This is a genomic window from Stenotrophomonas veracruzanensis, assembly GCF_032911525.1.
Lineage (GTDB): Bacteria > Pseudomonadota > Gammaproteobacteria > Xanthomonadales > Xanthomonadaceae > Stenotrophomonas > Stenotrophomonas africana.
The window spans coordinates 17300-41351 of record NZ_JAWJTI010000014.1 but is presented as its reverse complement, the minus strand read 5'-3'; the positions used below and the strand labels follow the sequence as shown (position 1 = coordinate 41351).

Sequence of the window (24052 nt, the reverse complement as noted above, 5' to 3'; positions counted from 1 at the left end):
CCAGGCAGGCCCGCCGCAGATTCCAGACCCAGGCAGCCAGAAGGGGAGTTCCGGCGTGTCACCCAGTGCTTCATTGATCGACCGCATCGAATCGATCCCGCGGCGTGAGCTGTACTTCTTTGCGCTGTACCGGGTGCTGATCGCCGCGGTCATCGCCGGCCTGCTCTACAGCCCTTTGTCGGGCATGGTCGGCGAGGCCCATCACCCGCGCCTGGCCGATACCGTCGCGGCCATCTATCTCGTGCTTTCGCTGTTGGCCCTGGTGATTGGCCGCAACGAACGCTGGCTGCGCCCGATCGTGGTCAGCAGCGTGCTGGTGGACATCATCGCCGCCACCCTGCTGGCACACGCCCTGCCCGGCGCCAGCGCCGGTATCTCGATGTCGCTGCTGTTCAACATCGCCGCTGCCGCCACCCTGCTGCCGTTGACCTGGGGCCTGGGCCTGGCGGTCGCTGCCAGCCTGGCCACCGGTACCGAATACCTCTGGAAGGTGCTCGAAGGCGGCGACCCCACCCGCACCCTGGCCGAGCTGGCCATGTTCGCCACCAGCTACCTGGCACTGGCCTTCATCAGCTACCAGGTGGGCAGTCGCGCCCGTCGCAACCAGCAGCTGGCCAACCAGCGCGGCGACGAAGTGGCCAACCTGTTCCAGATCAACGAACTGATCATCCGCCGCATGCGCACCGGCGTGCTGGTGGTGGACGCCGACAACCGCATCACCCTGGCCAATGAAGCGGCCTCGATGCTGCTCGGCGACAACGACGGCATTGGCGAGACGGGACGCCTGGACCTGGCCAGCGCCGCGCCGGAACTGGCGCGCCGCCTGCAGCGCTGGCGCAACGGCTGGGCGCAGGACGAACTGCCGCTGCAGCTCAACCCCGACCAACCCGAAGTGCAGCCACGCTTTGCGCGCCTGCTGGCCGGCAGCGAGCTGGCCCTGGTGTTCCTGGACGACTCCAGCGTGGTCTCGCGCCGCGCCGAATCGCTCACCCTGTCAGCGATGGGCCGCTTCTCGGCCAGCCTCGCCCATGAGATCCGCAACCCGCTGGCGGCGATCAACTATGCCGTGCAGCTGCTCGAGGAAGGCACTGGCTTCAACGAAAGCGACCGCCGCCTGCTGCAGATCATCCGCCAGCAGTGCCAGCGCACCAACGGCATCGTCGAGAGCGTCCTTGGCCTCGCCCGCCGTGAGCGTGCCACGCCCGAGAACGTGGACCTGGTCGCCTTCGTGCGACGCTTCGTGCTGGAGTACAAGCAGGGCCAGACGCTGGAGACCGACAGCATCGAGCCGATCATCAGTGACACGGCGGTGATGGCGCAGGTCGACACTAAGCACCTCTACCAGGTGCTGACCGTGCTGGTGCACAACGCACTGAAATACGGCCGCGTCGGCCAGCAGCCGGCGCGCGTGCGCCTGCGCGTGGCGCAGCACGAGCGCAGCGCGGTGATCGACGTGATGGACCGTGGCCCCGGTATTCCCGAGACCGTGGCGGCGCAGTTGTTCCGCCCGTTCTTCACTACCTCCGAGCATGGCACGGGCCTGGGCCTGTATATCGCCCGCGAGTTGTGCCGCGCCAACCAGGCACGGCTCGACTACATCCCGGTGCCGGCTGGCGGCTCCTGCTTCCGTCTGGTGCTGCCCGGCCCGCACACGCTGTTGCCCACCTGATTCCAGATCTGTGCGTCAAACATTTGTCGCTTCCAGCCCCCTCGTTTATCTTTCACGCCCATGAATGAAACCCGCAGCGCCCTCGTCGTCGACGATGAACGCGACATCCGCGAACTGCTGGTACTGACCCTCGGCCGCATGGGGCTGCGCATCAGTACTGCCGCCAACCTGGCCGAAGCACGCGAGTTGCTCGCCAGCAATCCGTACGATCTCTGCATCACCGACATGCGGCTGCCGGACGGCAACGGCATCGAGCTGGTCAGCGAGATCGCCCAGCACTACCCGCGCACGCCGGTGGCGATGATCACCGCGTTCGGCAGCATGGACCTGGCGGTGGAAGCACTGAAGGCCGGCGCCTTCGACTTCGTCAGCAAGCCGGTGGACATCTCGGTGCTGCGCGGCCTGGTCAAGCATGCGCTGGAACTCAACAACACCGAACGTCCCGTGCCCGGCCCTGCTGCCGAACAAGGCGCACGCCTGCTGGGTGCTTCGCCGGCCATGGACGTGCTGCGCACCACCATCGGCAAGGTTGCGCGCAGCCAGGCACCGGTCTACATCCTCGGTGAATCGGGCGTGGGCAAGGAACTGGTCGCGCGCACCATCCATGCCCAGGGCGCACGTGCGGCCGGACCGTTCATACCGGTCAACTGCGGCGCCATTCCCGGCGAACTGATGGAGAGCGAGTTCTTCGGCCATCGCAAGGGCAGCTTCAGCGGCGCCCATGCCGACAAGCCCGGCCTGTTCCAGGCTGCGCACGGCGGCACCCTGTTCCTGGACGAAGTGGCCGAGCTGCCGTTGCAGATGCAGGTCAAGCTGCTGCGCGCGATCCAGGAAAAGTCGGTGCGCGCGGTCGGTGCGGCCAATGAGGAGCCGGTGGACGTACGCATCCTCTCGGCCACCCACAAGGACCTGGCCGAGCTGGTCGAGGATGGGCGCTTCCGCCACGACCTGTACTACCGCATCAACGTGATCGAACTGAGGGTGCCGCCGCTGCGCGAGCGCCGCCAGGACCTGCCGGAACTGGCCGCCGCGGTACTGGCACGCCTGGCCCGCAGCCACGGCCGTGCTACCCCGCTGCTGGCGCCTTCGGCGCTGGAGGCACTGGCGCAGTACGCCTTCCCCGGCAACGTGCGCGAACTGGAGAACATCCTGGAACGCGCGCTGGCCCTGGCCGAGGAAGACTGCATCGGCGCCGATGACCTGCGCCTGCCGCAACACGCGCCGCGTGCGCCGGGCAGTGCCGCGCCCGCCGAAGCCGTGGCCGACCTGCAGCCCGGCAGCGCCGCCCTGCCCTCGTACATCGAGCAGCTGGAGCGCAGCGCCATCCAGCGCGCGCTGGAAGAGAACCGCTGGAACAAGACCCGCACCGCTGCGCAGCTGGGGATTACCTTCCGCGCACTGCGCTACAAGCTGAAGAAGCTGGGGATGGAGTAAGCGGTCGGGACCGCGCCATCCACGCATGGCGTGGATCTACTGTAGAGCCGAGCCCACGCTCGGCTGCTCTTCGGTCCCTCAGCCGAGCATGGGCTCGGCTCTACCTCAATCCTTGGTAACGCGATTGATCTCGGCCAGGCTGGTCACACCCGCCGCCGCCTTCTTCAACGCCGACTGCCGCAGATCATTCACCCCGATCTGCTGCGCCGCCTCGGCAATCTGCAGTGCATTGCCACCGGCCAGCACGATCGTAGCGATCTCATCGGTCATCGGCATCACCTGGTAGAGACCGGTACGGCCCTTGTAGCCTTCGGTGCACTCATCGCACCCCACCGCCTCGTACAGCTCAATGCCTGCGTCCAGCTGCGCCTGGGTGAAGCCTTCGGCCAGCAGCGCATGCTCCGGCAGATTCGCCGGGCGCTTGCAGTTGCCGCACAGCCGGCGCGCCAGGCGCTGCGCGATCACCAGCGTCACCGAGCTGGTGATGTTGTACGGCGCGATGCCCATGTTCATCAGGCGCGCGATGGTCTGCGGCGCATCATTGGTATGCAGCGTGGACAGCACCATGTGGCCGGTCTGCGCCGCCTTGATCGCAATCTCGGCCGTCTCCAGGTCGCGGATTTCGCCGACCATGATGATGTCCGGATCCTGTCGCAGGAACGAGCGCAGTGCCGCGGCGAAGGTCATGCCGCGCTTGTTGTTCTGCTGTACCTGGTTGACGCCGGGCAGGCGGATTTCCACCGGGTCTTCGGCAGTGGAGATGTTGCGCGTCTCATCGTTGAGGATGCCCAGCGCCGTATACAGCGACACCGTCTTGCCCGAACCGGTGGGGCCGGTCACCAGCACCATGCCGTACGGCTTGTGGATGGCCTCCAGGAACAGCTTCTGCTGGTCCGGCTCGTAGCCCAGCTTGTCGATACCCAGCTTGGCCGCGCTGCCATCGAGGATACGCAGCACCACCTTCTCGCCGAACAGGGTCGGCAGCGTGCTGACGCGGAAGTCGATCTGCTTGGTCTTGGACAGGTTGAGCTTGATGCGACCGTCCTGCGGCACGCGCTTCTCGGCGATGTCCAGCTGCGCCATCACCTTCAGGCGCGCGGCAATGCGCTGGTTCAACTTCACCGGCGCGCGCGCCACCATCTTCAGCAAGCCGTCGATGCGCAGGCGCACGCGGTAATCGTCTTCGTAGGGTTCGAAGTGGATGTCCGATGCGCCCTTGCGGATCGCGTCGACCAGCACCTTGTTGACGAACTTCACCACCGGGGTGTCGTCACCCTTGGCGTCGATGCCGGAGTCGCCGCCGGCATTGTCCTCGTCACCCAACCCGACATCGAGGTTGGCCATACCCTCGTCATCGCCACCGAGCGCGTCGCCGATGGTGTCGTGGCTGGCGTGCCACTGCTCCAGCGTCCGGCGGATCTGGTCTTCATCAACCAGGATCGGCTCCACCACCAGATTGGTGTGGAACTTGATCTCGTCCAGCGCATGGGTCGGATTGCTGGTACCCACGAACAACTTGCCGCCGCGTTTGAACAGCGGCAGCACGTTGTGCTTGCGCAGCAGTTCCTCGCTGACCAGGCTCATCGCATTCTGGCTGGCGTCGAACGTGGACACGTCGAACAGCGGCATGCCGAACTCGACAGCGTTGGCGGCGGCGAGCTGCGAGGCGCTGACCAGCTTGTTCTGGGCGAACCAGGTGGGCAGCGGCTGGCGGGCGGCCGTGGCCTTGGCCATCGCGTCGCGGGCGGTGGCCTCGTCGAGGGCGCCGTCCTGGACCAGGCGGCGGGCCAGGCCGGTGATGCCGACGAGGTTGGCGGTGGTTACGGTATTCATCGAAAGCTCCTACTCCCTTCAGCAGGTTACCGCACACCTCGAGCTTGGAACACCTGCAATCGCATGCAACAGCCAGATCAAGCGGGACGGCAGGCCGCTGGAACGTGACGGGCTCTTCCTCTCGATAAACCACAAGCCCAAATGAGTGCCCCTTCCTTGCTGAACGCAGGGCTGAACTCGAGGATCACACCACCAGCATATGCAGTCGTCTCAACTCGCAGGACGCCTGCATCGTGGCACGTAATGCTCTGAATGTTGGATGTGGATGCGGATAATGTATCGACGTTGCTGCATGCCCTCGCATCAAGCGCAACTTGGCCTTCCAAATTCTCGGCAACAGCTGCCTTGTAGCGCGCCGCAGCGACAATTGCCTCTGCAACGCGCGCCCGAACGGTGTAATCCCGATAAGCAGAAAATGCCATCACCGCGAGTGCGCCGATGATCGCAATGACGATCACCATCTCGATGAGGGCGAAACCTCTATCAAGCCTTCCCATCGCTCCCCTCTGGGCAAACGGCCAAAGAAAGAAGGCCCCGCATTGCGGGGCCTTTGCTTTCTGACAACTCGCTATTAGCTGCCCGACGGCTTAGCGCCCTTGGTGCGGCAGCTGGCGGGAACGTGCTTAGCTTCACCCGCAGTGTAGGTGCAAGCCCAAGTAATCGGCGAGTCCAGGTCAGTCTGGGTCGGGGTCAGGACCAGAACCGGATCAGCCGTCGCGCCCGTCGCCTGAGTGGTGACGGTGATCACGCCATTTGCGATGCCAACCGACTTCACATTGGTGGTCGCCTTGCTGACATAACCCGCAGCTTCTTCGTTGGTTACCTTGGTCGCCAAGATACCCTGCGACTGAGCGGTCTCAGCAACTGCCAGCTTGGCAGCATCAGCCTGGACAATACCTTCCGACACCTTGGCGCGGATGGTGTAGTCCTGGTACGCCGGCAGCGCAATGGCGGCCAGGATGGCGATGATCGCAACGACGATCATCAGTTCGATCAGGGTGAAGCCCTTCTGGTTCTTCATGGTGGTACATCCCCAAGATAAGTGGTGGTTGATGTCGGGGGGGGTGCCGGCCGGCCAAATGACCGGATGAGCAGGCAGTCCGTCCCCGCGGGTGGATCAACGCAGGTTACGTGCCAATCTCCCATGGCAGCGTCTCCCCGATTTCCCCGCGCCAATGATGGCAGCAAATTCACGGATGGGAACCCCCCTGATACGAATCTGCGATGGACGCGGCAATGTGACGCGGTACGTCACCTTTCGTCTCGTCAGGTCGAAAACCCTGCGCGGCGTCACGCCAGCAGGCTCCCCGGAAGCCCCTGAACCGGCTACCATCGCCGGTCATGATGCCCGCCTGGGGATGGCGGGCCTTGGGGAGCCAACATGTCTGTCAGTCGCAGTGCGATCAAGAAAGAGCCCGTGGCCCGCGCGACCACGGAACTGCTGCCGTTTGTCTGGGAGGGGACCGACAAACGGGGCGTGAAGATGAAAGGCGAGCAGTTGGCAAAGAACGCCAATCTGCTGCGTGCGGAGCTACGTAAGCAGGGGATCAACCCCGGCCAGGTCAAAGCCAAGCCGAAGCCGCTGTTCGGCGCAGCGGGAAGTGCCGTCAAGCCGAAAGACATCGCCTTCTTCAGCCGGCAGATGGCCACGATGATGAAGTCCGGCGTCCCGATCGTTTCGTCACTGGAGATCATTGCCGGGGGCCACAAGAATCCCCGGATGAAGAAGCTGGTCGAGACGATCCGTACCGACATCGAAGGCGGCTCTTCGCTGCACGAGGCGATCAGCCGTCACCCGGTGCAGTTCGACGAGCTCTACCGCAACCTTGTACGTGCGGGTGAAGGCGCAGGTGTGCTCGAAACTGTGCTGGAAACCATTGCGACCTACAAAGAGAACATGGAAGCCCTGAAGGGCAAGATCAAAAAGGCCATGTTCTACCCGGCCATGATCGTCCTTGTGGCCTTTGTAGTGTCAGCCATCCTGCTGATGTTTGTGGTTCCGCAGTTTGAAGAGGTTTTCAAGAGCTTCGGCGCCGAGTTGCCTGCGTTTACTCAGATGATCGTGGCTGCCTCGCGATTCATGCTCTCCTGGTGGTGGTTGCTGCTGATTGTCCTTGTGGGCAGTTCTGTAGGCTTCTTCATGGCCTACAAGCGCTCTCCCAAGATGCAGCACACCTTTGACCGTTTGGTGCTCAAAGTGCCGGTCATAGGGCAGATCATGAACAACAGCGCGATTGCTCGTTTCGCCCGCACCACGGCGGTGACCTTCAAGGCCGGTGTGCCGCTGGTGGAGGCCCTGGGCATCGTGGCTGGCGCCACCGGCAACAAGGTCTACGAAGAAGGCGTGCTGCGGATGCGCGACGACGTGTCGGTCGGCTATCCGGTCAACATGGCCATGAAGCAGCTGAACCTGTTCCCGCACATGGTCATCCAGATGACCGGCATCGGCGAAGAGGCCGGCGCGCTGGATACCATGCTTTTCAAGGTGGCCGAGTATTATGAGCAGGAGGTCAACAATGCCGTGGACGCCTTGAGCAGCCTGCTGGAGCCGATGATCATGGTGTTCATTGGTACCATTGTCGGTGGCATCGTGATCGGCATGTACCTCCCCATCTTCAAACTCGGCGCCGTCGTCGGCTAAAGGTATCAATGGCATTTCTCGACCAGCACCCTGGCCTCGGCTATCCCGCCGCGGCCGCCCTGGGACTGCTGCTGGGCAGTTTCCTGAACGTCGTCATCCTGCGGCTGCCCAAGCGGCTGGAGTGGCAGTGGAAGCGCGATGCGCGCGAGGTCCTGGAGGAACCGGACTTCTATGAACCACCCCCACCGGGGATCGTGGTCGAGCCGTCGCACTGCCCGCACTGCAAGCACAAGCTGAGCTGGTACGAGAACATCCCGCTGTTCAGCTGGATCATCCAGGGTGGCAAATGCCGCCACTGCAAGGCGCCGATCTCGCTGCAGTACCCGCTGGTGGAGGCGCTGACCTCGGTGCTGGTGCTGGCCTGCGTCTGGCAGTTCGGCTTCGGCTGGCAGGGTTTCGGCGCCATCGTGCTGACCTGCTTCCTGATTGCCCTGTCCGGCATCGACCTGCGCACGCAGCTGCTACCCGACCAGCTCACCCTGCCGCTGATGTGGCTGGGGCTGATAGGCAGCATCGACAACCTGTACATGCCGGCCAAGCCTGCCCTAGTAGGCGCGGCGGTGGGCTACCTGTCGCTGTGGACGGTCTGGTGGCTGTTCAAGCAGCTGACCGGCAAGGAAGGCATGGGCCACGGCGACTTCAAGCTGCTGGCGGCGCTGGGTGCCTGGTGCGGCCTGAAGGGCATCCTGCCGATCATCCTGCTGTCGTCGGTGCTGGGCGCCATCATCGGCTCGATCTGGCTGTACAGCCGGGGCCGTGACCGCGCCACGCCCATCCCGTTCGGCCCCTACCTGGCCGTTGCCGGCTGGCTGTACTTCATGTGGGGTGCGCCGCTGGTGGAGCAGTACATGGTGATGAGCGGGCTGCGCTGAGGGGAGTCCCCATGAGCCGCTATGTGGTTGGCCTGACCGGTGGCATCGCCTCGGGCAAGAGTGAAGTAACCCGGCGCTTCGAGGCGCTGGGCATCGTGGTGGCCGACGCCGATCTGGCCGCCCGCGCCGTGGTGGCCGCCGGCAGCCCGGCGCTGGCCCGCATTGCCGAGCGTTTCGGCGCCGACATGCTGCTGGCCGATGGCGGCCTGGACCGGGCCCGCCTGCGCGCCCATGTGTTTGCCGACCCGGCCGAGCGGACGGCACTGGAAGCCATTACCCACCCGGCCATCCGCCTGCTGATGCAGCAGCAGTGCGAGCAGGCTGAGAGCCCCTATGCGATTGCGGCCATTCCGCTGCTGACCGAGGTGGGTGGACGGAAGGCCTACCCGTGGCTGGACCGGGTGCTGCTGGTGGATGCGCCGGAGGCCGTGCAGCACGCCCGGCTGATGCAGCGCGATGGCATTGATGCCGCACTGGCCGACCGGATGATTGCTGCGCAGGCCAGCCGCGCACAGCGGTTGGCGCTGGCCGACGACGTGGTGGTCAATGATGGGCAGCCGGAGGACCTGCAGGTGCAGATGGAACAGTTGCATGCGCGGTATCTGGGGTTGGCCAGGGGTTGAGGCCTGGTTGCCGGCCAGCGGCCGGCACTACCGAAGCGAATCCTCGCGTGGATCTGGGGATCTGCTGTAGAGCCGAGCCCATGCTCGGCTGCGACCATCAAGCCCAAGTGCGGCGCGGGCTTGCCAATGCGTGCGCGGGAACACGCGCGGGGCGCGGCAGCGATCACGGTGGTGTCGTGTTGGGCCAGTGATGCGATGCTCGCTTGCGGGGGATTCAGTGGCACAAGCGACACTAGGGCGCGATGCAAGGTCGGCAGGGTTCGTGCCGACCATGGTCGGCACCCACCAAAGCAGGTGCCCTTTACAAGGGCTCAGGTGCCCTTTACAAGGGCTTCGGCGAGAACGTCAGGGTGGCGATCACGCCACGCTCGCCACCGGGGCGCACGCTCACCTGCCAGCCGTACAGATCGCACAGGCGGCTGACGATCGACAGGCCGATACCGCCGCCCTGCGAGTGCCCGGCATGGGTGCCGCGGTACCCGCGCTGGAACAGCTTGGCTGCATCTTCCTCGCTCAGGCCCGGGCCACTGTCGGTTACCGACACCGAATTGGTGCCGACGAACACGCGTACCTCGCCATCCTGCGAGTACTTCACGGCGTTGCCGATCAGGTTGCCCAGTGCCACCGACAGCGCCGCCTCGGGCGCATCGATCACCAGGTTGCGCTCGCCTTCCAGCGCCAGCTCAAGCGGCTTGCCGCCCAGCTGCGCGCGGTGTGCGTCCAGCAGCTGTTCCGCCACGCGGGCGACGTTGCTGGTGCCCTGCCCGCGCTCGTTGCGCGACAGCAGCAGCAGCGCACCGATCAGATCGCTGCACTGCTGCTCGGCGCGCTGGATGCGCTGCAGGCGCTGCAGCACCTTTTCGTCCAGACCGGGCCGGGTCAGCAGCAGCTCGGTGGCACCCCGGATCACCGCCAGCGGCGTGCGCAGCTCGTGGCTGACGTCTGCATTGAACTCGCGGTCGCGCTGCACCACCTCGGTCAGCCGCGACGAATAGTCGTCCAGTGCCTGTGCCAGCTGCCCCACTTCGTCGTCGGGGAAGCGCGGCGCCAGGGGTTCCGGATCACTGGTGCCGCCGCGGTAGGCGCGCAGCCGCGCGGCCAGATCCGACACAGGCTTCATCACCTTCGATGCCGACCACCAACCCAGCACCAGCGACAGCACGCTGAACACCAGCACCGACAGCACAAGCGCGCGGTTGAGCTGCTTGCCGCCGCGCACGCTGTCGGTCATGTCATAGGCGAGGAAGAACCAGGCGTCGTCGGCCTTGCGCACCGCCAGCTTGTAGGCGTACGGCTGCCCCTGCTCGTCGGTGCCGCTCAGGTTGTAGTTGCCATTCTGCAGGTCGGCCCACTGCGGCCAGGATTCGCGGGCCTTGTCGAACTTGTCCGCCGAGTAGGCGTACGCCCGGATCTGCTGCACGGGCACCGCCGGATTGCGCCCCGGATGCTCGTAGAAGCGACGCGCGTACTCTTCGATGTTGTGGTTGATCACGTCTTCCACCAACTGGTTCTCCACCCGCATGCGGGCCCAGTTGGTGGCGAACGCGAACAGTGTTGTCAGGCAGAAGCCCAACAACACGAACGACACGATGATGCGGCTGCGCAGGCGCCTCCGATAGGGCGTGCGCCGGCGCTCCCCCTTGGTTGCCACCGAATCAGGCTTCCGGGGTGGCGATGCGGTATCCGATGCCATGGCGGGTCTGGATCAGCGGCACTTCAAACGGCTTGTCGACCACCGCACGCAAGCCATGGATGTGCACGCGCAGCGAGTCCGAGTCGGGCAGTTCTTCGCCCCACACGCGGGTTTCCAGTTCCTGGCGGGTCACCACGGCGGGCGCCGCTTCCATCAGTGCCTGCAGGATCTTCAGCGCGGTCGGGTTGAGCTGCAGCAGCTTGCCCTGGCGGCGCACTTCCAGCGTATCCAGGTTGTATTCCAGGTCGCCGGTTTCCAGCACGCGGGTCTGCACGCCCTTGCCGCGACGCGACAGGGCGTTCAGACGCACTTCCACTTCCTGCAGCGCGAACGGCTTGATCAGGTAGTCGTCCGCGCCGGAATCGAAGCCGGCCAGCTTGTTGTCCAGCGAATCGCGGGCGGTCAGCATCAGTACCGGGGTCTGCTTGCGCGCTTCATTGCGCAGCTTGCGGCAGACTTCGATGCCGTCCATGCCGGGCAGGTTGAGATCCAGCACGATCGCGTCGAACTCGTGCACCACGGCCAGATGCAGACCGGTAACCCCGTCAGCCGCGAAGTCTACGGTGTGCCCCCGGTCTTCCAGGTAGTCGCCCAGGTTGGCCGCAATGTCGCTGTTGTCTTCGATTACCAGGATTCTCACTGTCACCTCTAATTGACGAATTTGCCAACGCGCTGGGCCTGGCCCATATCACGCTGTGCCTTGTCCTTCCGCCGGGCGCGCTCGGCAACGGTCATGCACTGCGTCGTAGCCCGGTTCGAACCCGTGGCCTTTTCACGTTGGCATATTAGACGACTATCTTCACGTGCCTGTGTCAAAACCGTGTTCACGATCTGCTGGTCGTTGAAGACATCGGTTCGTACCTGTTCAGGCATCGAATCACGGTTCGGATGCTGCTCGACGGCCGTACGCATGCGCACCAGCGCTTCGCGCACGCGGCTTCGGTCGGTCTGCTTCAGTTCGCTGTAGGTCTCGCCATCGTTGAGTTCGATTTCGATGCGCTCGATCTGCTGCTGCAGCGGCTTGCCCGGGATAAAGACCTCACCGGCCTGGTTCGATGCGGAGGCGGCGGTGGCCAGGGTCAGGCCCGAGATCAGGACCGCCGACATCAGAAGGGACTTCATGACAAACGAATCCTTGTTTGAGTTGAGTGCTGACTGTATTCGCACCACCTTCACGCCAGCAAGTGCCATGCGCAGGGGCGTCGGCCGGCCTAGCGGTTGGTAGCGGGGTTGAAGTTGTTGAAGGTGCGCTGGTCGTTCAGCAGTGCCTTGCCCTTTTCCTCGATCCGGCGGCGCTCGGCCACGGTCAGGCAGCGGCTTTTGGGCATGTTGCTGCCGGTGGTGCGGGTGTGCTGGCAGATCTGGCAGCTGTCTTCATGCGCCCGGACAAGAACGGTGTTGATTCGCTCCTGGTCGTTGAAGACCTCCGCCTGGACCTGCGGCGGAAGCTCCTGAAGCGTGCGGTGGTCCCCCATACGCTGGGTGATGCGCGCCAGGGCCTGCTGCACCTGGGCACGGTCGTCAGCGGAAATCTCGCTGTATTCGCCGTCATCGAGGGCCTTCTCAACCCGCCGGACCTGCTCGGCCACCGGTGCCTGCCCGTCCATCTGTATGGCGGTCTTCTCCGGCCTGGCGGAGGCAGCACCAGACAACCCCAGCAACAACGCGATCATCGTGATGCGGTACATCGCCAGCCTCCGGATCCATCCAGGAACGATGGGCGCCACTCTACGATCGTCACGTTGCCTCCACAAGGGGCCTGCGGCGGGCATAAAAAAGACCCAGGCGGTGCCCCCGCCTGGGTCTGAAGTTGTATCCCGATACCGATCCTGCTGAGAGGCAGAGCTGCGGTTCGCTGAAGGCTACGCCGGGGCCGATTAAAGGCGTGTTAAACCAGGCCTCATTCGCCCGTGAGAATCGCAAGCAATTGAACAATCAGGGCTTTTTAAGCTTCTCGACGTGCTCGATGATGCGTGTCGCCACGTCCACCCCACAGGCGGCTTCGATCCCTTCCAGCCCCGGCGTGGAGTTGACCTCCAGCACCAGCGGGCCACGGGCGGAGCGGATCAGGTCCACCCCGCATACCGACAGGCCCAGCGCCTTGGCCGAACGCACCGCCACCTGCTGCTCGGCACGGCTGGCCTTGGCGGCCACCGCCGTGCCGCCGGCGTGCAGGTTGGAGCGGAAGTCACCTTCCGGCGCCTGCCGCTGCATCGAGGCCACCACCTGGTCACCGACCACGAAGCAGCGCAGGTCGGCGCCCTTGGCCTCGCCGATGAACTCCTGCATCAGGAAATTGGCATACAGCCCGCGCAGGGCCTCGACGATGCCACGTGAAGCACTGGCCTTCTCGGTGAGGATCACGCCACGCCCCTGGGTACCCTCGTTGAGCTTCACCACGTGCGGCGGCGGGCCCAGCATGGAGAGCAGGTCGACGGTGTCATCGGGGTTGTCGCCAAACACCGTGACCGGCATGTCGATCCCCTTGGCCGCCAGCAACTGGTGCGCGCGCAGCTTGTCGCGCGAACGCAGGATCGCATCGGACGGGTTGGGCGTGCGCGCGCCCATCAATTCAAACTGACGCAGCACCGCGGTGCCATAGCGGGTGATGGAGGCACCGATGCGCGGGATGACCATGTCCACGCCAGTCATCGGCCGCCCCTTGTAGTGCATCGAGAAACCATCGGCGGCGATGCGCATGTAGCAGCGCAGCGGATCCAGGATGCGCACGGTGTGGCCGCGCGCGCGCGCCGCCTCGACCAGCCGGCGGGTGGAATACAGGGAGCTGTTGCGGGACAGGATGGCGAGCTTCATCGCGGCAGGATCGGGCGGCAGGCGCGCAGCATAGCGCGGGCGTGTGGCGCTGCGATGATGGATGTACTCAGAGCCGCTGGCGCAACAGTGCCGGTGTCAGCTGCGTCATCTTCAACGTCAGCTTCCGCAGCGACGTTGCATTGGCATAGCCAACCCGCTCGGCCACATCCTCCACCGAAAGATCTGTCCGCTCCAGAAGCCGCTGAGCCATCCGCATCCGTACCGTCTGCACCAGCACCCGTGGCGAACTGCCGGTAACCCGATGGACGCGTCGGGCCAGGGTACGCGCCGTCAGGTGCAGGCGCCGCGCCGCTTCTTCCATGCCCAGAGCATGCGGCAGGCTGGTTTCGATCAACGATTCGAAACGGCGCACGGTGTCGTCATCGTGGTCGGCATCCTGCCAGGCCATGTAGCGCGCCTGGGTGGTGCGGCTGTCCACCAGCAGGAAACGCATGACCGCCTCGGCCACGTCACGCCCGGAGTACTGGCGCACCAGGTGCAGCATCAGATCCATCTGTGCCATTGCTGCCCCTGCCGTGGTCAGTCGACCCTCCTCTGCCACCATGCAGGCCGGATCCAGCCGTGCCTGCGGGAAGCGCCGACGCAGCAGGCCCGCCAATGCCCAATGACTGGTGACACGACGGCCGTCGAGCAATCCGGCCTCCCCCAGCACCAGCACCCCCGAACAGCTGGCGCACACCCTGCCCCCGCTCGCGTGGAAGTGGGCAGCCAAGCGTGCCAGATGCTGGGCATCCGGCATGGCCAACCGGCGCAATGCAATACCGTCGGTGTAGCGGGCATCCAGTCCACATGGCTCGTGCCCGTTGGCATCGAGCATGCCGTCCAGCCCCAGGCTGGGAATGACCAGTACGCCGGCAGCCCCATCGCTGATGCTGGACAGCGGATCGGCCTTCAGCGTCATGCCATTGCTCAACCGCAACTGGCGACGGCTGCCTGCTACTCGCCAGCGCAGCGCCGGCTGACCGAGGCGCTCGGCCGAGCGATTGGCGAAATCCAGTACATCGAGTGTCGCGCCCACGCTGGCGGCCAACGTCCCGTCGAGCACCGCGATGATGAACTCAGGTTTGTCCATTCTGGATTGTTTTTTGTCAATCAAGACACCTCGCAGTGTAGACCAGCAACGCTTTAATAAGTCACGCGGTCATCACATCGGGGGCTTGAGCAATGCAGGCAGAGCCACGCAGCACGGTGTTGATGGGCTCGCCTGCAGTACTGCCATCACTGTGGCCAGCCTTCGCCCTGTGCCTGTCGATGGCGGTTGCCAACGGCCTGGGAAGATTTGCCTACGCACTGCTGCTTCCCGCCATGCGCGAGGATCTGCAATGGACCTATGCGCAGGCGGGTTGGCTCAACACGGCAAATGCGCTCGGCTATGTGCTTGGAGCAGGCACCGCCTATGCGCTTCTGCACCGGGTCAGCGCACGCCGCTTGTTCCAGGCAGGCCTGGGGCTGTGCGTGTTCACTCTCGCCGTGACCGGCGCCAGCGGTGCCCTGCCCTGGCTGAGCACCCAACGCGTGCTCAACGGCGTCGGCGCTGCCTGGGTCTCGGCCTGCGGCAGCACGCTCGTGCTGCTGCACTACCGGCATGCACCCAACCGTCGCGGAGCGGCAACCGGTCTGTTCTTCGGAGGCGCCGGCATCGGGATCATTGCCGCGGGCCTGGCCGTGGCGCCGCTGCTGGCCATCCATGGGGCCGCAACCTGGCCAACGGCGTGGCTGGTGCTGGGAGCCGTTGGGCTTCTCGCCTCGATATGGCCAATGACACTGGCCGGCCGGATACAGGAATCAACCGCCGTCACTGAAGGCCACGACCCTGCGCCGCTGCCACTTCGGCACCTGGGCGCCTGCCTGGCAGCCTACTTCTGCTGGGCCGGTGGCTACATCATCTATCTCACTTTCATTTTTGCGTGGCTGCGCGACCACGGACTGTCCTGGCAGCAGGGCATCGCCGTGTGGACGGTGCTGGGCATCGCAATCCTGTGTTCGGGAATGCTCTGGCGGCGCGCGCTGGGCGCATGGCCTGGCGCGCACGTGCTGTCAGCGTGCTGCGCGGTGTCACTGCTGGGCACGCTGGCACCGTTGCTGGGCGGCACGACGGGCCTGTTTGTTTCCGCTGCGGTGTTCGGCTCAAGCGTCTTCATCGCTGCAGCCGCCATCGCGGTCCTTGTCCGGCAGAACCTGCCTGCGGCGCGCATAGGCCGCGCGATGGCCCTGTTCAACCTTGCCTTCGCCGCCGGCCAGGCCATCGGTCCTGTGGCCGCCGGCGCAGTGGCCGATCGTACCGGTCTGGATGGAGCGCTATGGCTCAGTGCCGCGCTGCATGTCGCCGCCGTCGCCCTGCCGTGGGCGGCACGCGCCCCGCGCGGCGCCGGATGAACCTCACCAGCCTCCAAGGAGCTCCGTGTGCGCATTGTCATCTCCCCGCGATTTTCCGAAGTCGATGTGCTCGGGCATGTCACCAACACCGCGCTGCCGGTGTGGTTCGAGCATGGCCGCCTTCCGATCTTCCTGCATTTCAGCCAAACCGGAAACATGCGCGATCTCAGTCTGATCCTGCGCCGTTACGAGATCGACTTCCTGAAACAGATCCGCGCAGAGCACGACGTCGAGATCGACACCCGCATTGATGCGATCGGCCGGTCGTCCCTGTCCATCGTGCAGAACGCCTTCCAATGCGGCCAGCAGGTCGCCAGCGGACGCTGCGTGATGGTCCATTTCGACTACACCGCCAACGCTGCGCAGGAGATCGACGGCGCGCGACGACGCGCCCTGTCGATCTTCTTCACCGAGGAGTACGCCCAATCACTTGCGATGAAGGAACCATCATGCTGAACAAGACCCACCGCGACACCGAGAGCTTCCTGCGGCAGATCCAGAACGTGCTGCCCGTGTTCGACAGCAATACGCTGCCGCAGGAGCCGCTACCCAAGGAGCGCTGGGCGCAGCTGATGGACGAGGGCATCTGCCTGCCCGCTATTCCGGTGGCGCACGAGGGGCGGCACAACCACCGCGAAATGTGCGAAGTGATTGAAATGATGTCGGAGTACAACCTGCCGCTGGGCATGTACACGATGATCGTAACCGTGCTTTTCCTGCGCAACGTAGCGCTCAGCGGATCGTCCCGGCTGCAGGCAGAGGTCTTCGAGGACTTCCTCGAAAACCCCGTGATCGGCGGCATCGCCTTCACCGAGCCGGAGCATGGCTCGAGCCTGTCGCGCATGAAGACCACCTACGAAGAACAGGATGGCAGCTACTACGTGCGGGGCAGCAAGCATTGGCAGGCCTTCAGCGCACAGGCAGACTGGTGGATCGTGTGCGCCCGCCAGTACGCCGGAAAACAGTTCGGCTACTTCGTGCACCGGCGCTCGGACGGTGGCTTCGTTACCACCGAGGTCTACGACAGCCTTGGCCTGAAGAACCTGGGATACGGGCTGAACGAAATCGATATCCGGGTCGCCCCCCACCGGCGGCTCGACAAGCGTCGCACGGGACTGGGGGATACAGCCGAGATCCTGTGCGCGTCGAGGTTCAGCAAGGCGGCCATGTCCAGCGGCTTTCTGCGCCGTCTCTACCGGGAAGCGCTGTCGCAGACGCAGAACCGACAGATCGGCGAAGGCTCCCTGTATGACATCGGATACGTGCGCTACAAAGTGTCGCGCATCCGCAACCACTACGTGATCTGCAACGCGCTTTACCACCACCTTCTGCTTGAAGAAGACTACACCCGCGATATCTCCGGCAGCATGTTCGCCTCCCTGGCCACCAAGGTGCTGTCGTCGGAACTGATGCTGGATTCCGCCATCGACTACCAACAGCTGTGCGGCGGAGAAGGCTACCGCACCGGCGCGGACAACATCGCTGCACACGCCCTGCTGGATGCACGGGTGTACACGATCTTCGATGGAACCAATGATCTGCTGTGCCAACACCTGGCAGACATCGCCCTGCATGAGATGCATGTTGGCGGGTTCGCGAATCTGCGCGACGTCCTGCAGGCCAACCCCTACAGCCGCTTCGCTGCGGCTCAGGCACCCCAGTTCGACGACATCGATACGCAGCACCTCAACCAGGCAGGCCGGGTTGTTCTGGGGCGGATGCTGTCGCGGGTCTTCGGGCTGGACTGCCTGGTGCGCCGCGCACAGCGCCTGCACCAGATGCCCGGAGCGGGTCTGGTGGCGCGCGACCACGAGTCACAGGCACGCTACGACCGTCGCGACATCCGACAGGCGTCAACACTGCTGATGCTCAATCTCAATGCGCTGCGGGAAGAGCTCGATTACGTGCAGAGCGACGCATACGCATGAAACAGCGTCGATCACGGGCAGCTGTGGCAGGACCGCGTGGCGCAGCAACGTGGAAACTACACGTTGAACCACAGGGCTGTGCGGAACCCCGGAGCGTCTGATACTGGCCCGGACCGCAGGATGGAGCGGGCGAAGGGAATCGAACCCTCGTCAGTAGCTTGGGAAGCTACAGCTCTACCATTGAGCTACGCCCGCGTTGCAGTGGAAAGTCTATGCGCTGGGGCCGGTGTTGCGCAATGGTGCCCCCGCATCAGAGCGGGGCCGGAGCCCTTTCGTTGCCGAAAGGGATCCGACCCCGCCTGGTTTCTGCTTAGAAGCTGCCGCTGAAGCTGGCAAACAGCGTCGCGTCCTGCGCACGCTTCTGCCCGGCCGTGGCGCTCAGGCCCACGTTGCTCTGCAGGCCGAACAGCTCCATGCGGGCACCGAGGATGGCGGTGGCGTAGTTCTTGTCGAAGTCCATGCCCGGCACACGGTACATGCCGACGGCCGGCAGGCTCTGCACCCAGGCGCTGGCCTGCTTGGTGTCCTCGAACTCGTGGTCGTAGGTCAGCTGCACGTACGGCTTCATGGTGCCGCCATCGAAGCGCGCCTGCCAGCCAATGCGGCCGACGGTGGAATCGGCGTCCTGCTTGCCGTAGCCCAGAGCGGTGGCCATCGTGCCGGCACTGGCACCTTCGGTGTAGCCGTCGATCTTCACCTTCTGCCAGATCACCGAAGCGATCGGGCCGTGGCGGAAGCCGCCTTCGGTGCCGAACTCGTAGCCGGCGTTCAGTGCTGCGGTCAGGTTGCTGCCGTCGGGCGAACCGCTGTGCTCGCGCGTCGCCGGGCCCAGCTGGACCTTGCGGTTCACGTCATACGACAGCCAGGTGTAGCTGACCTGGCCGTTGACCCAGATACGGTCGCCGTACCAACCGGCGAACAGACCGGCGCTGGTGTCCTTCTGGGTGAAATCGCCACGGCTGTTGCCGAAGTCGGCATTGAGGCGGCCGAAGCCGGCGAAGCCACCGAAGACCATGCCGTCGCGGGCCCAATCAACGCCGAACAGGCCGGCCGGCGCCATGCCGTCGTACAGGTCGGCGTGGTCGTAGCGCTGCAGATCACCGCGCACGCCGCCCCACCAGGACAGACCGTCGGCCGGGCGACCACTGCGGTGCAGGCTGACCTGGTCGGCGCGCGAACGGCCGATGGTCTGTGCCGAGTGGCTCAGCACCTGCTGCAGGCGCGGGCCTTCCAGGATCGAGATGGCGTACTGGCCCAGCATCTGGTGTGCGGCCGAGGTCGGGTGCACGTCATCGGCGAACAGATAGCTGTTGGCCGCATCCGGGGTGACGTAGGCCAGCGGGCTGCAGGTCAGCGACGAGGCCACCAGGCAGGCGCGGCCGGTGACATTGCTGAAACCGTACATGCCCGGGTTGGCGATGATTTCGTGCAGCAGGGTGTAGGTATCGAGCGGGATGAACTCGATGCCGGCCTGCTTCAGGCCACCGTACAGGGCGTTGTTGTACGCGGTGGACAGGGCGGTGCCCTGCGCCTGGCCGGCGGCGCCGCGGTCGATGAACCCCGGGGTGATGCCGACGTCGGGCAGGTTGGGCACCATCACGTACTGCGCGCCGGCCTGCTTGAGGCTGGCCACGATGCCGATCTGGGTGGTGACCGCTGCGCCGATCACGGCCGGCGCCTGGGCCGGGGCGGTGATCGAGAACAGGTCGTTGGCGCCGCCCCACACGGTGTACAGCGCGTTCGGATCGGCCTTGCCACCGTTGGCGGCCAGGTAGTTGGCAAACTGCGTCTTCAGCGACGGCACCGGCACGTTGCCGAACGCCGGCTGGGTCAGGTCGACACCCACGCGGGCGCCACCGACGGCGTAGTTGTCACCGGTCTGGCCGTTGCCGTTGGGGCTGGCGTTGGTGCCGTAGTAGTCGGCGACGAACTGCGACCACTCCCAGCCCGGATTGGTGGTGGACTGGCCGGTGACCGGACGCACTTCGGCCGGCAGCAGCGGGCGGTAGTAGCCACTGTCGGTCAGGCTGTCGCCGAAGAACACGGTGCGCGTGAACGGGGACTCGCCTGCCATGGCCGGAAGCGCGGCCAGCGCGATCGCGGCCGCCATCAGGGAGCGGATCGGGTGTTTGCTGAGCTGCATCTGGAAACTCCTGTGGGGAAAAAAGAGAAGGACCCGGCACACGTACGCCGGCGCACGGTGAATGGTTTCACCGTGCCGCCTTTTTGCTCACGCTGCGCCGCCGCATGGATTGTCGCCTCATCCCGCCAGGCCCTGCTGTGCTGGAGCTGGCATCCGGTGCAGATTGCAAACGTTCCGATCCTGGCGGGCCATCAGCGACAATGCAGGGATGAACATCCAGCTCAACGGCGAACCCCGCACCCTGCCCGCTTCGGCGACCCTCCACGATCTGCTCGACTCCGAGCAGTTGCTGCAGCGCCGGGTGGCGGTGGAGGTGAACGGCGAGATCGTCAGCCGTAGCCGCCATGGCGAACATGTCCTGTCCGAAGGCGACGTGGTGGAGATCGTGCACGCACTGGGCGGCGGCTGAGACCTGTCCGGCTTTGCCGGCCTGCGGCCGGCACTACCCACACCGATCCACGGCCTGCACGCCATTGCGTGATCCCATCTTCAGGCGGATAAGCGATAATCGCGCCATGAACGTTCATGTCTCCCCCGATTCGCTGGTGATCGCCGGCAAGACCTATGGCTCGCGGCTGCTGACCGGCACCGGCAAGTTCAAGGATCTGGAAGAAACCCGCCTGGCCACCGAGGCTGCTGGCGCCCAGATCGTCACCGTGGCCATCCGCCGCACCAACATCGGGCAGAACCCGGGCGAACCGAACCTGCTGGACGTGCTGCCGCCGGAGCGCTTCACCATCCTGCCCAATACCGCTGGCTGCTACACCGCCGAAGACGCCGTGCGTACCTGCCGCCTGGCCCGTGAGCTGCTGGACGGCCACAACCTGACCAAGCTGGAAGTGCTGGGCGACCAGAAGTCGCTGTACCCGGACGTGGTGCAGACCCTCAAGGCTGCCGAGCAGCTGGTCAAAGACGGCTTCGAAGTGATGGTCTACACCTCCGACGACCCGATCCTGGCCAAGCGCCTGGAAGAGATCGGCTGCGCTGCGGTGATGCCGTTGGCCGCGCCGATCGGTTCGGGCCTGGGCATCCAGAACAAGTACAACCTGCTGCAGATCATCGAAGACGCCAAGGTGCCGATCATCGTCGACGCTGGCGTGGGCACCGCGTCGGATGCGGCAATCGCGATGGAGCTGGGCTGCGACGGCGTGCTGATGAATACCGCCATTGCCGGTGCACGCAGCCCGGTGCTGATGGCCAGCGCCATGCGCAAGGCGGTCGAGGCCGGCCGCGAGGCCTTCCTGGCCGGGCGCATTCCGCGCAAGCGCTACGCCAGCGCCTCCTCCCCGGTGGATGGGTTGATCGGCTGATGACCAATCCTTTCGACAGCGCCGGTTCCAAGGCCCCGCCCAAGCCCTTCACCGTAAGCGAGGGCCGCCGCGAGGTGCGCAGCTTTGTGTTGCGCCAGGGACGTTTCACCCCCGCCCAGCAGCGCGCGTTCGACGAACGCTGGCCGCGCTTCGGCCTCGACTACACCGGCCAGCCGCGTGACCTGGACGCCACATTCGGGCGCCCGGCACACAAGGTGCTGGAAATCGGCTTCGGCAACGGTGCCGCGCTGCGCTTCGCCGCCCAGCACGACCCGTCGCGCGACTACATCGGCATCGAAGTGCACGCGCCCGGCGTGGGTCGCCTCCTTAACGCGCTGGCCGACGACAACGCCGACCACGTGCGCCTGTACCACCACGATGCGGTGGAAGTGCTGCAGAACGAGATCGCCGACGGCGCGCTGGATGAAGTGCGCATCTACTTCCCGGACCCGTGGCACAAGAAGCGCCACAACAAGCGCCGCCTGCTGCAGCCGGCGTTCGCCGAGCTGCTGGTGCGCAAGCTGCGCCCGGGTGGCCGCCTGCACTGCGCCACCGACTGGGAAGACTACGCCGAGCAGATGTGGGACGTGCTTGATGCCACCGCCGGGCTGGTCAACCGCGCCGGCCCGCGTGGCAGCGTGCCGCGCCCGGACTGGCGCCCGCAGACGCACTTCGAGACCCGCGGCCAGAAGCTCGGCCACGGTGTCTGGGACCTGTTGTACGACCGCACCTGACGATCGCCTGAGGACGCCGCGCCCCACATGGATACCGCGCTGACGCTGACCAACGACATGAAGCTCGTGCTCGGGCTGGTCGGCTTCACGATGGCGATGTTCCTGTTCGAGCGCATCCGCGCCGACGTGGTCGCGCTGGTGGTGCTGGTGGTGCTCGGTGTCACCGGCCTGATCGCGCCGGAGGAGATCTTCGGCGGTTTCTCCGGTAACGCGGTGATGAGCATCATCGCCACCACCATCCTCGGTGCGGGCCTGGACCGCACCGGGGCGCTGAACCGGCTGGCGGCCTGGCTGCTGCGGCGCGGCCACGGTGTCGAGCAGCGGCTGCTGATGATGACCACCGCCATCGCCGGCCTGAACTCGTCCTTCATGCAGAATCCGTCGGTGATGGCGCTGTACCTGCCGGTCGCCTCGCGACTGGCGGCGCGCACCGGGCTGACGATGCAGCGCCTGCTGCTGCCGATCTCGGCGGCGATCGTGATGGGCGGCGCGCTGACCATGGTCGGCAATTCGCCGCTGATCCTGCTGAACGATCTGCTGGCCTCGGCCAACAACAACCTGCCCTCGGGCCTGGCCACCATCGAGCCGCTGCGCATGTTCGCGCCGCTGCCGATCGGCGTGGCCCTGCTGATCGCCTCGCTGCTGTACTTCCGCTACTACGGCGACCGCAAGCTGGTGGAAGAGGAAAGCCTGGTCAACGACGGCGTCACCCCGGCACGCACCGAGAGCTATTTCGCCAAGACCTACGGCATCGAAGGCGATGTGTTCGAGCTGGTGGTGACCGCCGAAAGCCCGCTGGTGGGCATGACCCTGGGCGAGGCCGAAAACCTGCACGATGCGCCGCTGCTGCTGGCCCTGAAAACCGGCAACGACACCCGCCTGGCGCCGCCGGCGGAGATGCGCATCTGGGTGGGCAGCGTGCTCGGCGCGATGGGCCCGCGCGAGCAGATCAACGACTTCGCGCAGAACCAGTTCCTGCGCATGTCTTCGCGGCTGAAGCACCTGGGCGACCTGTTCAACCCCAGCCGTGCCGGCATTTCCGAGGCGGTGGTGCCGCCGACCTCGAACGTGATCGGCAAGAGCGCGGCCGACCTGCGCCTGCGCAAGGAGCGCGGCATCAGCCTGCTGGCGATCAACCGCGACAAGCAGGTGATCCGCGAGGACGCGCGCGACGTGCAGCTGCGCGCGGGCGACATGCTGGTCTTCCACAGCATCTGGACCGACCTGGCGCAGGCCGCCAAGAGCCGCGACTTCGTGGTGGTGACCGACTACCCGACCGGCGAACAACGCCCGCACAAGTTCAAGATCGCGATGGCGATCTTCGCGCTGACCATCCTGATCGCACTGACCAGCAAGCTGCCGGTGGCGTTGACGCTGATGACCGGCGTGGCCGGCATGCTGCTGACCGGCGTGCTGCGCATGGACGAGGCCTACGCCTCGATCAACTGGAAGACGGTGTTCATGATGGCCGGGCTGATTCCGCTCGGCTGGGCGATGGACTCCAGTGGTGCGGCGGCATGGGTGGCCGGCCATACCATCGACAAGCTGCCCACCGGCATCCCGGTGTGGGTGCTGGAGGTGGCGCTGGCGCTGCTGACCACGGCGTTCTCGCTGGTGATCAGCCATGTGGGCGCGACCATCGTGATGGTGCCCATTGCAGTGAACCTGGCGCTGGCGGCGGGTGGCAACCCGACCGCGTTCGCGCTGATCGTGGCGCTGTCGGCGTCCAACAACCTGATGACGGCGTCGAACCCGGTGATCTCGATGATCACCGGCCCGGCCAACTACACCCCGCGCGAGATGTGGCGGGTCGGCGGCCCGCTGTCGCTGATCTACACCTGCGTGGTGGTGCTGATGATCAACCTGATGTTCTGAGGGTTGGGTTTGTTGGCAGGGCTGCGCCCTGCACCCGCAGAATCAACGTCAACGTCAAAGGCTGGCATTCCGTGGGATGGCGGGGT

General features: G+C 65.4%; 22 protein-coding genes and 1 tRNA gene. 12 read left to right on the top strand and 11 right to left on the bottom strand.

The features are described 5' to 3' along the window. Positions 1 to 55: 55 nt before the first annotated feature. Positions 56 to 1669, top strand: coding sequence for an ATP-binding protein (locus tag R1H25_RS11140; protein WP_317223596.1), 1614 nt, complete (start codon positions 56 to 58; stop codon positions 1667 to 1669). Between the two features lie 60 nt (positions 1670 to 1729). Next, positions 1730 to 3103 (top strand): sigma-54 dependent transcriptional regulator, encoded by a 1374-nt coding sequence (locus R1H25_RS11135; RefSeq protein WP_049447478.1) that lies wholly within the window; start codon positions 1730 to 1732, stop codon positions 3101 to 3103. Positions 3104 to 3208: 105 nt separating this feature from the next. Here R1H25_RS11135 and pilB read toward each other — a convergent pair whose 3' ends face one another. The 3 genes from pilB to R1H25_RS11120 form a co-directional block, all read right to left on the bottom strand. Beyond that, positions 3209 to 4936: a type IV-A pilus assembly ATPase PilB gene (pilB, locus tag R1H25_RS11130; RefSeq protein ID WP_164158864.1), complete on the bottom strand. Its 1728-nt coding sequence runs from the start codon at positions 4934 to 4936 to the stop codon at positions 3209 to 3211. A gap of 77 nt (positions 4937 to 5013) precedes the next feature. Beyond that, positions 5014 to 5433 (bottom strand): prepilin-type N-terminal cleavage/methylation domain-containing protein, encoded by a 420-nt coding sequence (locus R1H25_RS11125; protein ID WP_317223595.1) that lies wholly within the window; start codon positions 5431 to 5433, stop codon positions 5014 to 5016. A 74-nt stretch (positions 5434 to 5507) separates the two neighbouring features. After that, positions 5508 to 5957: a pilin gene (locus tag R1H25_RS11120; RefSeq protein WP_317223594.1), complete on the bottom strand. Its 450-nt coding sequence runs from the start codon at positions 5955 to 5957 to the stop codon at positions 5508 to 5510. Positions 5958 to 6317: 360 nt separating this feature from the next. Between R1H25_RS11120 and R1H25_RS11115 the strand changes: the two genes are divergently transcribed. The 3 genes from R1H25_RS11115 to coaE are packed head-to-tail and all read left to right on the top strand — an operon-like array spanning position 6318 to position 9072. Continuing rightward, positions 6318 to 7577 carry a type II secretion system F family protein gene (locus tag R1H25_RS11115; protein ID WP_099589893.1) on the top strand — a complete coding sequence of 420 codons (1260 nt, stop codon included), beginning with the start codon at positions 6318 to 6320 and terminating at the stop codon, positions 7575 to 7577. 8 nt (positions 7578 to 7585) lie between these two features. Beyond that, positions 7586 to 8449, top strand: coding sequence for an A24 family peptidase (locus R1H25_RS11110; protein ID WP_049447482.1), 864 nt, complete (start codon positions 7586 to 7588; stop codon positions 8447 to 8449). Between the two features lie 11 nt (positions 8450 to 8460). Continuing rightward, on the top strand, positions 8461 to 9072 hold the full coding sequence (coaE, locus tag R1H25_RS11105) for a dephospho-CoA kinase (protein ID WP_317223593.1): 612 nt from the start codon (positions 8461 to 8463) through the stop codon (positions 9070 to 9072). 322 nt (positions 9073 to 9394) lie between these two features. Here coaE and R1H25_RS11100 read toward each other — a convergent pair whose 3' ends face one another. From R1H25_RS11100 to R1H25_RS11075, 6 genes are all read right to left on the bottom strand, one after another. After that, positions 9395 to 10723: a HAMP domain-containing sensor histidine kinase gene (locus tag R1H25_RS11100; protein ID WP_080354893.1), complete on the bottom strand. Its 1329-nt coding sequence runs from the start codon at positions 10721 to 10723 to the stop codon at positions 9395 to 9397. 4 nt (positions 10724 to 10727) lie between these two features. Beyond that, the gene (locus tag R1H25_RS11095) at positions 10728 to 11405 is read right to left on the bottom strand and encodes a response regulator transcription factor (RefSeq protein ID WP_005410804.1); all 678 of its coding nucleotides are present in this window, start codon (positions 11403 to 11405) and stop codon (positions 10728 to 10730) included. An 8-nt stretch (positions 11406 to 11413) separates the two neighbouring features. After that, a complete protein-coding gene (locus R1H25_RS11090; protein WP_049447485.1) occupies positions 11414 to 11887 on the bottom strand; it encodes a hypothetical protein in 474 nt (157 codons plus the stop codon). Positions 11888 to 11976: 89 nt separating this feature from the next. Beyond that, entirely contained in the window at positions 11977 to 12453 is a 477-nt protein-coding gene (locus R1H25_RS11085) for a hypothetical protein (protein WP_317223592.1), read from the bottom strand. A 247-nt stretch (positions 12454 to 12700) separates the two neighbouring features. Continuing rightward, the gene (rimK, locus tag R1H25_RS11080) at positions 12701 to 13579 is read right to left on the bottom strand and encodes a 30S ribosomal protein S6--L-glutamate ligase (protein WP_005410807.1); all 879 of its coding nucleotides are present in this window, start codon (positions 13577 to 13579) and stop codon (positions 12701 to 12703) included. A 67-nt stretch (positions 13580 to 13646) separates the two neighbouring features. Further along, a complete protein-coding gene (locus R1H25_RS11075; protein ID WP_099589897.1) occupies positions 13647 to 14672 on the bottom strand; it encodes a GlxA family transcriptional regulator in 1026 nt (341 codons plus the stop codon). A 122-nt stretch (positions 14673 to 14794) separates the two neighbouring features. Between R1H25_RS11075 and R1H25_RS11070 the strand changes: the two genes are divergently transcribed. From R1H25_RS11070 to R1H25_RS11060, 3 genes are read left to right on the top strand one after another with little or no spacing between them, the layout of a single operon-like run. Continuing rightward, positions 14795 to 15976, top strand: a complete 1182-nt coding sequence (locus R1H25_RS11070) for a YbfB/YjiJ family MFS transporter (protein ID WP_049447488.1) — start codon at positions 14795 to 14797, stop codon at positions 15974 to 15976. Positions 15977 to 16003: 27 nt separating this feature from the next. Then, positions 16004 to 16432 carry an acyl-CoA thioesterase gene (locus tag R1H25_RS11065; protein ID WP_049447489.1) on the top strand — a complete coding sequence of 143 codons (429 nt, stop codon included), beginning with the start codon at positions 16004 to 16006 and terminating at the stop codon, positions 16430 to 16432. Further along, positions 16426 to 17904: an acyl-CoA dehydrogenase family protein gene (locus R1H25_RS11060; protein ID WP_317223591.1), complete on the top strand. Its 1479-nt coding sequence runs from the start codon at positions 16426 to 16428 to the stop codon at positions 17902 to 17904. The genes R1H25_RS11065 and R1H25_RS11060 overlap by 7 nt, the downstream gene beginning before the upstream one ends. 121 nt (positions 17905 to 18025) lie before the next feature. Here R1H25_RS11060 and R1H25_RS11055 read toward each other — a convergent pair. Continuing rightward, positions 18026 to 18099 (bottom strand) — tRNA-Gly (locus R1H25_RS11055). A gap of 115 nt (positions 18100 to 18214) precedes the next feature. Then, complete coding sequence (locus R1H25_RS11050) at positions 18215 to 20047, bottom strand: autotransporter outer membrane beta-barrel domain-containing protein (RefSeq protein ID WP_107380271.1); 1833 nt, start codon at positions 20045 to 20047, stop codon at positions 18215 to 18217. A 208-nt stretch (positions 20048 to 20255) separates the two neighbouring features. On the opposite strand from R1H25_RS11050, the gene thiS reads away from it, so the two are divergent. The 4 genes from thiS (at position 20256) to R1H25_RS11030 (ending at position 23966) form a co-directional block, all read left to right on the top strand. Continuing rightward, positions 20256 to 20456, top strand: coding sequence for a sulfur carrier protein ThiS (gene thiS / locus R1H25_RS11045; RefSeq protein WP_317223590.1), 201 nt, complete (start codon positions 20256 to 20258; stop codon positions 20454 to 20456). 106 nt (positions 20457 to 20562) lie between these two features. Then, entirely contained in the window at positions 20563 to 21357 is a 795-nt protein-coding gene (locus tag R1H25_RS11040) for a thiazole synthase (protein WP_049447493.1), read from the top strand. Next, positions 21357 to 22091, top strand: coding sequence for a tRNA (guanosine(46)-N7)-methyltransferase TrmB (gene trmB, locus R1H25_RS11035; protein WP_005410814.1), 735 nt, complete (start codon positions 21357 to 21359; stop codon positions 22089 to 22091). The genes R1H25_RS11040 and trmB overlap by 1 nt, the downstream gene beginning before the upstream one ends. Before the next feature lie 27 nt (positions 22092 to 22118). Next, the gene (locus tag R1H25_RS11030; protein WP_049447494.1) at positions 22119 to 23966 is read left to right on the top strand and encodes an SLC13 family permease; all 1848 of its coding nucleotides are present in this window, start codon (positions 22119 to 22121) and stop codon (positions 23964 to 23966) included. The last annotated feature ends 86 nt before the right edge of the window (positions 23967 to 24052 follow it).